At 55.8% G+C, this 8281-nt stretch carries 9 protein-coding genes and 1 pseudogene; 3 read left to right on the forward strand and 7 right to left on the reverse strand.

The window, feature by feature from the left end:
* The 3 genes and pseudogenes from EPO09_RS12620 to EPO09_RS12630 all read right to left on the reverse strand — a co-directional run.
* Nucleotides 1-261: pseudogene (locus EPO09_RS12620) on the reverse strand (hypothetical protein); the annotation flags it as partial.
* Nucleotides 200-979 carry a PAAR domain-containing protein gene (locus tag EPO09_RS12625; RefSeq protein WP_290643598.1) on the reverse strand — a complete coding sequence of 260 codons (780 nt, stop codon included), beginning with the start codon at nt 977-979 and terminating at the stop codon, nt 200-202. The pseudogene EPO09_RS12620 and the gene EPO09_RS12625, both read right to left, overlap by 62 nt.
* A 201-nt stretch (nt 980-1180) precedes the next feature.
* Nucleotides 1181-1309: a hypothetical protein gene (locus EPO09_RS12630; RefSeq protein WP_290643600.1), complete on the reverse strand. Its 129-nt coding sequence runs from the start codon at nt 1307-1309 to the stop codon at nt 1181-1183.
* Nucleotides 1310-1337: 28 nt separating this feature from the next.
* Between EPO09_RS12630 and EPO09_RS22340 the strand changes: the two genes are divergently transcribed.
* Both EPO09_RS22340 and EPO09_RS12635 read left to right on the forward strand, forming a co-directional pair.
* A complete protein-coding gene (locus EPO09_RS22340; RefSeq protein ID WP_367200071.1) occupies nt 1338-1613 on the forward strand; it encodes a helix-turn-helix domain-containing protein in 276 nt (91 codons plus the stop codon).
* Entirely contained in the window at nt 1610-2212 is a 603-nt protein-coding gene (locus tag EPO09_RS12635) for a helix-turn-helix domain-containing protein (RefSeq protein ID WP_290643602.1), read from the forward strand. Before EPO09_RS22340 ends, EPO09_RS12635 begins: the two co-directional genes overlap by 4 nt.
* Before the next feature lie 204 nt (nt 2213-2416).
* Here EPO09_RS12635 and EPO09_RS12640 read toward each other — a convergent pair whose 3' ends face one another.
* From EPO09_RS12640 to EPO09_RS12650, 3 genes are all read right to left on the reverse strand, one after another.
* Nucleotides 2417-3706: a M48 family metalloprotease gene (locus EPO09_RS12640; RefSeq protein WP_290643604.1), complete on the reverse strand. Its 1290-nt coding sequence runs from the start codon at nt 3704-3706 to the stop codon at nt 2417-2419.
* A 706-nt stretch (nt 3707-4412) separates the two neighbouring features.
* On the reverse strand, nt 4413-4673 hold the full coding sequence (locus EPO09_RS12645; RefSeq protein WP_290643606.1) for a hypothetical protein: 261 nt from the start codon (nt 4671-4673) through the stop codon (nt 4413-4415).
* Nucleotides 4674-5129: 456 nt separating this feature from the next.
* Nucleotides 5130-6152, reverse strand: coding sequence for a hypothetical protein (locus EPO09_RS12650; protein ID WP_290643608.1), 1023 nt, complete (start codon nt 6150-6152; stop codon nt 5130-5132).
* 554 nt (nt 6153-6706) lie between these two features.
* Between EPO09_RS12650 and EPO09_RS12655 the strand changes: the two genes are divergently transcribed.
* Nucleotides 6707-7918, forward strand: coding sequence for a hypothetical protein (locus EPO09_RS12655; RefSeq protein WP_290643610.1), 1212 nt, complete (start codon nt 6707-6709; stop codon nt 7916-7918).
* Here EPO09_RS12655 and EPO09_RS12660 read toward each other — a convergent pair.
* The gene (locus EPO09_RS12660; protein ID WP_290643612.1) at nt 7897-8142 is read right to left on the reverse strand and encodes a hypothetical protein; all 246 of its coding nucleotides are present in this window, start codon (nt 8140-8142) and stop codon (nt 7897-7899) included. The two genes, EPO09_RS12655 and EPO09_RS12660, sit on opposite strands and share 22 nt — an antisense overlap.
* Nucleotides 8143-8281: the final 139 nt, after the last annotated feature.

Genomic DNA, 8281 nt, shown 5'->3' on the forward strand with positions numbered 1-8281 from the left:
CTTGGAGCTGTAGTGCATCAGGTAGGCGCGCTCCCTCGGCCGGTAGGTCGCAGCAATACTGACCGCCCCGCCAGCCGCCTTGATTGCATCAATGAACTTTTCCGCCTTGGCTTTGAAGGTCGGCTCCAGGTCATCAAGGCTGGCGCTACCAGGAAACCGAGACACCCACTGCGCACCGCTCTTTTCCTTAGCAGGCACCTCAGCAACAGCAGGCGTCGTATCTGCTTTGGGCGTCAGCTCCGCCGTCACTGTCGTCGCCATAGTGATGAACCTCCAAAGTCGCTTTTTGTTTTGTGTTGGAGCTGATCTTTTCCGTCAGCCCATGTTCGTCTGTAACGCCTGAGATCGACTTCCCATCTTCCAGGGTGATCTTGTAAGAAACCTTGGGAAGCGGCCGCCCCGTGACCTCGTCACGAACGACAAAGTGCATGTCGTAGTCGTGGTTCTCTGGCAGCAGTGAAGTAATAAGTCCCACAGCCTTCGATGTTGCCGTCGCAGCAGTGCTTGACGACGCACCTGAACCGGCGCCGGCGCTACCGCCTCCATCACCGACTGTCGAGACAAACTGACTTGCGATCAGCGTTGCCCCACAGGCGCACTTGTCGCCGTGCCGCGCAACCGGGGCACCATCTACGATCATGGTCGGATCACCCGTCACGATGACCGTCGTGCCGTGTCCCTTCTTTGGGCAGGTGACTTGGTCGCCAACACGGGCCAAGCGTTTGCCATGGGTGTCGGTAGTAACGGTCGAGCCAACAACCACACCACCATGATCAGTGCTATCCCCGAGCACGATGAAAGGCCTCGTCATTCCAAACCCCATTTTTTTGAATTTGGAGGGAATGTAGCAGCGGTGAAAGCTCCGACTGAAAGTCGCCAGCGACTTTGGACGTAACAGAAAGTACGTTCGCCTGACCGCATCCAAAAGCCCAAGGTTATCCACAGCTCGCGCGGCACTCTCAATCACGACCTGTGTCATTTGCGGGGATCACCTATGCCATCCGCGATACAAGTCTGAACAGGTATGTATCACGGGTGGCATACCCTTAAAGAAAGGTTTTTTCAAAAAAAGAGGGTGGACAACCAACCGCCGCGCGCTGCTCCACTTTTAAGCAAGCGCCATGTTCTGCATATCTTGAAAGTGGAACGGCCAAACGTCGCACATGCTCATCTCGCCGTCTCAGACATTAAAACTGGCGATCATCAGTGACTGCCGTGCGTTGCTGCCCTTGTCAAGAAAAACGTGCCCGGAAATTCCGGTCGCTTTTTTTTGATTTTTGCTCTTCACCATCCCACGATATCGATTCATGTACACCTGCATACAGCGAGAGATCGGGATGACGCAGAAAGATTTTTTTACTGTCGAAGAAATCGCTGAGTTGCTGCGCGTGACAGTCAGCTCCGTTCGAAATCGGCTCAGCAGGGGTGATCCAACATTACCCCCATCTTTGCGTGTGGGCGGTCGCCGCTTGTTTCCAGTTGCGGCATACCAGAAATGGATCAAACACATGGTTGAGCCACAGGATTGTGATCAAGCAAGCTCGCCTCCGCCCCCGTTCCAACATCAACAACGCAGAGGACGCCCTCGCCACACAAGCGGAGGTTTGGCGTGAAGTCAAACGACAAAATCGACATACCAACGGACTGCCGCCCATGTTCCGAAATCAGCTTCTACACGGATGTTGATACGCCACCAGAACTGCCACTGGAAGTACGAACGACTTGGTCGCGAATCATGGACGAGCGTATCCAAAGGGGCGACATTGAGCTGATAACGACGAACGGACTTGCCGTATTCGTGGTCATCAACAGCTACGTCAACTTGAACACTGGTATCGCGGTGGTTTCGCAGGATCACTTGGCCAAGCTGACCGGATTGAGCCGGTCCACGGTAGTGCGAGCACTCAACCGTCTCACGACACACGGATGGATCGCCGATCCCGATTGGGGCAATCCAGTCAAACCACGCACTAGGCGCTACGTCGTTATCGAACGTCTACTTGTACGGTCCGCTCGGTCTGGTGAAGTCATGGGCCAAGTCGTCTGGCAGAACGTACCGCGCCTCCAGAAAATCATGGATACCTCGTTAAAGAACTTTTGTCAGTCAGGCGACTTGCCTGTTGCCATCAAGTACAGCAGGCACCTGCGGGTCACTGAGCAAGAAGAGTCTTATGAAGTGTCATTTAGGCACCTATCCGGTTCTCCTCGCTGAAGGCTGGGCATCAGTCACCCCATCCCCCAACTTGGACCAAGTTCAGTGTCTGCGTATTCCAGTCAAAAACGCCAGCCATTCCGATTCAAAGCGGCCACTCCAGTTCAGTTCAAACCAGGCCGCCAATCTGGCAGCAGCCCACCCTCAAGAGACATCCGTTGCCTTGAACTCAGTGCCGCAAACCTGCCGTTCAGACCAATCTCGCTAGCCTTGAGCATTCCCGTGCCGATGTGAAACGGACCACGGAACCAAGCTTGCCAGTGGGACACGAAGGGCAAGCGCCCTTTGCTGCGCACACGCGTTGAACTCCGCGCTTAGGTCGGCAAGATAGCTGGCCACCTCGCTCGATTTCTGGACGGCTTGGGCTACCCCAGTCCCGTGGAACATCAGGTTCAACCTGTCGTTTTCCAGGGTGTCCTCAAGTTTCCGCGCGAACTCCGAATATTGCCCATCGGACCGGGCTGCATCCAGCAGGATGCTACCGAGTCGCGAATGGACCAACGATAGTCCCTCCAGGCAATCAGGGCCTAGTTCCAACGGCGAACCCTGAGGCACATTGTCATCGAGCAAATTGTCCAGGACGCCAAGGCCAACTACGCAGCGTACTGCCGTCAGCGGGTGAGTGGGCTGACTGTTCCAGTCGTTCCCCCATTGCTTGAAGCCCATTAGCGAGAAGCTGACTGCCATGCCGGTGCTCGCCAGCAGTAGCAGCCGACTCGGATTGGCACATGCGGCACGGATCAGGTCGGCAGAGTCAGGCAAATGCGCTGATGTACTCACCTCGCTTTGAATAGCGAGCCAGTGAGCTGCAGCGAAGGCGACGCCTTGGACATCTGCATCGACCTCATGAGCGTTGAATCTCAGTGAATGCCCGCCCTCGTCGCAATAATCTGTTGCCGCCGTGGCAACAAACTGATCCACGGCCACATCTGTTACCTTGCGATTCTCGGCCATTGCTCCTGCGACGCTCGTCTTCTTCAGGAATAGTGGTTTGTGTCCAGCGGCAAGATGGCCGACCTCATGGCCGACCAAGAATGCCATCGCTCCCTGAACCAGCAGACTCTTCAGAGAAGCTTCCCGCAAGTTGCTGGAGATGGGGACCTCGTGGATGTACGCGAAGCCACCGCTCTCCCCAGGATGCTGAACAAGGTGGTTAGCTAGGTCGCCACATAAAGCATCGATCTCGCGCGCCATGGTTGTGGTCATGCAAACAGCCTCGAAACTTTTCATCCAGTATGCGTAGGCGTTGCTCTTCTCGCTATCGAGAAGCAGGAAATGCACACGGAACGAGCCAACTTCGAAGCCTTGGGTGAACCGTTCTGTCAAGTCCTCGCCGACCTTTGCTAGAGGGTTCATGTCGTCGTACGTGCCGTCTCCTGGAGCATCAACTACCTTCCCACGGCGGTCCACATCGAGCAAGTCCTGAAGTGCCTTGATCTGATTAGAGTTTAGGCCGGTGCGACTTGAGATTGAAGTTCGATTTTGCATTGACATTAGCTCTCTCAGCCACCCGGTTCGACGCGGGGGGACTGTCCTAAAGACGGATGAAGGATGCGCAGTCCGAGTCTAGATCCTGGTCGGCATTTGACATGGCTCGACCCATCTGACGAGTGCCAGATCACACCTGTCGCTGCGCAACCGCTTCAGCTCGCAAACGGCGCACTAAAGCAGACGCGTTTGGCTGTAGGTTCATGGCCGTCTCCGGTCGCTGCTGAGCCGGTCACACCAAACTGGTTAGGTAGGCTCAGGCCATCACGATTGACCGAGTTGTAGACGGGCTGACTGCCACTCTGGCCAGACGGCCTCAGCCACGATGTCTGGGTATCCCCGCTTTGCTTCCATCTCTGCAGCCACTGACACAGGCATCGCTATGCATACGGCCTTGTCTCGGATGGCGATGACTTCGGTTTCCGTCAATGGTCTGCCCTGCGTCTTCTCCATGTGGAGAAGGATTGTCACAAGCGCAGGAATGAAGACCAAGCAGAGCGGCTCTGCCTGATCCTGGGTGGATGGCGGCGGCGGAGGTGGTGGCCCCTTCTTGAAAATTCCAAATACGAAGCACCTCTCCGTTCATCATTAAGCGGCGTACAGCAGCCTACTCGAAAGCGGTCGCAGCCCGGCGGTCGCTCCTGGCCGGTACCGTGAGACTAGGTTCGGCCAGGCAACAGCTGCTGCCGACTGGCAAAGCTGGTGGCCGGACTTACTTCTTAGGTGCAGCGGAAGCAGATGACGCCGGCGCAGTCGCTGCGGCGCCGTCCTTGAGCCACGTTCCTTTGTCTGCCAGGCATGCCTTCTTGGTTTTGCTCATCTCCATGGTGCCGTCAGACTGCTTGCAATGATGGTTCTGAGGCGTGCCTGTGCCCTTTGCTGGCGCGGAGGCCGGCGTTTCGGCGAACGCCATCGTGCTGCAAGCGAGGGAGGCGGAGACCAGAGCGATACGGACCAAGTTCTTGGAAGTCATCTTCATTCCTTAGATGTAGGTTGGGAAGCTATTTGAAGGGTCGTGGCGGATCGAGCGCCCACCGACCTCAAGTATGGCAGCGTGCTCTGAAGCCGTTACTCGCGACCGACAGCTCCTGGCCGGCTGCTGCCAAATTGACGGCCTGGTTGAAACGGACTGAGTGGCCGCTTTGAATCGGAATGGCTGGCGTTTTTGACTGGGATATGCAGTATCGCCTGAATAGCTGCTGACGCGATTCTGGGCGTGATCGCAGTTAAGGGTTCAAGGTTCTCTGGCCAGACTGACGACCGATAAGCGGGTGGGGGTCAAGGGCGGGCAAAGCCCGGCGAAGCGAACCCTTGACGCCCGCCCGCTTATCGATACGCTGAGCAGGGGTGTGCCAATGGGGCACACCCCGAGCCGGGCCGGCGGAGAGGCCTCCCCGCCCTGGGGCGGGGATGGGGGTGGGGCGGCAGGTCATCTTCTACGATTCTTTGCCTCCTCAACGTAATCTGTCTCCGGCCTAGCCACCGATGAAATTTCATCATGGTTCACCCCATGTTCATTGACTAGAGACTGGTAGGTTTTCCGCAGTTCTTGCATCTGCTTGACAAAGCGGCTGATGCTGACCTCAGCGCTCACTGATTTTGAGCTGGAGGGCAAGCTCCCGATGAAGGTGTGTTCATCACACCAGAGCGCGCGTGAAATGATGAAGACCCAGTTCAGATCGCTTGCGCCAAAGACCGTATATGGGTCCCGCAAGTCCACACTCATCCGTGCCCGGCAATGGGCTGCCGCTGCGCCAATATCCAAGGTAAGCAATGGCCACCATGGTTGCTCGTTTACATCGGGCTCGAACACGAGAGACAGCAAGAAGCGAAAGAGCCCCGACTCGTTCTGAGATGCATAGCTAGCTCTTGCTCCCGCTGTCACCTCAAACGCGTATCCGTTGATTAAACCAGACTCAACCCTCACCCTACTCACATCATCCGCATAGCGCAAGGAAGGTTGGCCAAGGACAGCTCCAAGCTGTTCGAGCTGCCAAGCCATTGACAGACAACCATCCGTGTGAAGTTGATCAAGTGCCCAGATCGTTGCCCATATCGATTGCGCCGCCGCCACACCTTCATCGATGCGCTTGCGCTTGCGTTGCACCCAATCGCCATTGCCCACCTCAAGGCTCAATGTTCGCAACGCGCCCATGTGGCGTTGCATCGGGCTACCAATATGTTCTAGCTCAAACCATCGTGAGATGGTCGGGACTGCAAGATCAGCCAGCTCCAGCTTGTTTTTCTGGATCTTTCTGCTTCCATGCCACCAACTCAGGAAAGTCGCTTCGCTCGTCACTGGTGATGCGGGATGAACTATCAATGCCTTAGCCTGAGCATCTCGGCAGTCATGCGCATCCCCAAGAAACACCTTCTTCAATTGATTACAAAACATCCGCGACCTGATTCGGTCAATCTTTTCAAGATTCTCTTTTTGGTCGCTTTCGGTCATCGCTTTGCCCGCTCGTTGAGTCCTTGATTTCAACAACACCCGTCTTCCAACGTCCGCTGGTCATCCGAGTGAGTTGAATGATATGAAAACGCATTTGTATAAATTGGGGCCTGCTTGAACGGCAGCCTGCCGATCATTGGTGGGGAGTCATTCGCTTCCTATCTGCCTCGCTGCCGCCGGTTTGATCCAGCTCTCTGGATGACGCACCGTCATTGATCAACGAACCGTCCTGCGCCAGCAGGACACACGAGAGTCAAGAAATTCTTGCAAGAAAATTCGCCTTCAAATTTCTGGCCTGATCGGGTCGGAATCGGGATGATTCACCGATCGAATCGCATGTTCCAGAGGGTCATGCTCCTGCGGACTTCCCTCCCCCCGCCCTCCAAGGAGGGAGCGTTGCACCGCCCACGGGGGCTCGCGGGCTTGGACGCTGCCAGTCCAAGCCCGCGAGCGATAGCGTCTTTCCAAGCAAGTCGCTTGTCAACGGCTTCGCAAGTGGGACCTTCGTTCCCACCGTTGACAAACACCTTGCTTGGCCAGCTTAGGAGTCATAGGTGAATGTTCTTGAACCCAATGTCAACTTGGTGCTTGATGGAAGCAAAAGTGGTTTGATTGCCGGACCAGATGCACGTCGTCAGCATCAGTTGAAAATCGACAAGGTACTCCACTTCACATACCTGTTTCACTGCGTCTCGACACCTGTCATTTGTACGCTTCTGGGTTGCACAAACTCGAATGCATTACGGCTCTTGCGCGGGATGACAGACAAAGGGCTGATGCACTCGACCAAGCTGAAGCACTGCGAATGGACAACGAACGGAATGGTGTTCATGTTGACCGCACGCGGAGCAGCGCGAGCACAGAACCTGCACGAGGAAGGAGAGCCCTTCGACTATGACTGGCGGCCCGAGTCAGCGAAGAAGGATCAGGTCGAACACGATCTTGCAGCGGCAATGTTTGCCGCCCGTTGGGTCTTCCATGGCGGCGTGATCATCGAGACAGACCACTCCATGCGTCATGCATTGACAACGCAGGACAGACGGCAGCAAAAAATTCCTGACTTCCGGCTGCGCTTCAGCGAATGGACTTTTGCGTTCGAACTGGAGCGCAGTGCCAAGAAGTCGCGAGAGATCGATCAAATGTTGCGCCTTGCCTTCCACACGAACCCTTTCCCGACGGTCTGGGTTTGCCAAGCGCCCCGCACAGCAAAGCACATGCGCGACAGACTGGAAACAGCCTGCGTGAAAACTTGGCGGCTCAGCAATGCCAACAAATGGGAACCCAAAGGCCTCGAACATCTGTCAGTCAACTTTCGCTCTCGACAGCTTGTCCTTGATTGGGATGATGGACTTCTTGACTTGACGCCCGTGCAATGGGCTCAGAGACTGGCCCACGCATCAACTGATGCGAAGGCCAGAAGCCTTGCCATGTGGCAGCGCAATGGATTCACATGGGGTGTCGTGAAAGCAGATCCCATGCATGCTGGCAGTCTGACCTTCACTGTTCATCACCTCGACCATGAGGAGAACGAAAGAAGCTTTCTACTGAGGTCACTAAATGAACACCAGTGGCATGTGCAGCCGTTCCAGCCAGATGCATGCGACCCGAAGGCTGCGTATGTCAAGGCCAGCGGCAAAGTTGTGTTGGGTGAGCATCCACCTACACAACTGCTGGAAAACGCCATCCAGTCCATAGAAAGCCAATTCGTTCCGCACCCAGGCGTCAGCAAAGGCCAGCGACGCGCTCAGTCAGGATCATCTGACTGATCGACATCAGATGACGCCTTGTCAAGCCTGCTTGCAGATTCTCTGCTGAAAATCCGGCATTGAATCCGCTGCTTCAGCGCAGCTACTGTGGTGACGGGAATGTCAGCACATATCAACCCAACCACACCTCCCGGCGTGACCACTTTGACAACCATACGGCCCTTGCGGTCCCTGAACACGCGGTAGTTGTCTTTAGGGTCGTTGCTCCAGAACTTCGATGTCATCGTGACTCCTCTTCGCCCGGTCTTCGGGCAATGGCGTGCCATCAGCGACGAGACACCACGTCTTTCGTCACTTGGCAACGGCAGTCATGGAAATACGGCGGCGTATTTGAAATACCCCCGTTCCGGAGTTACGGTAATT

This window comes from Aquabacterium sp. (assembly GCF_004297345.1).
Taxonomy (GTDB): domain Bacteria; phylum Pseudomonadota; class Gammaproteobacteria; order Burkholderiales; family Burkholderiaceae_C; genus Aquabacterium.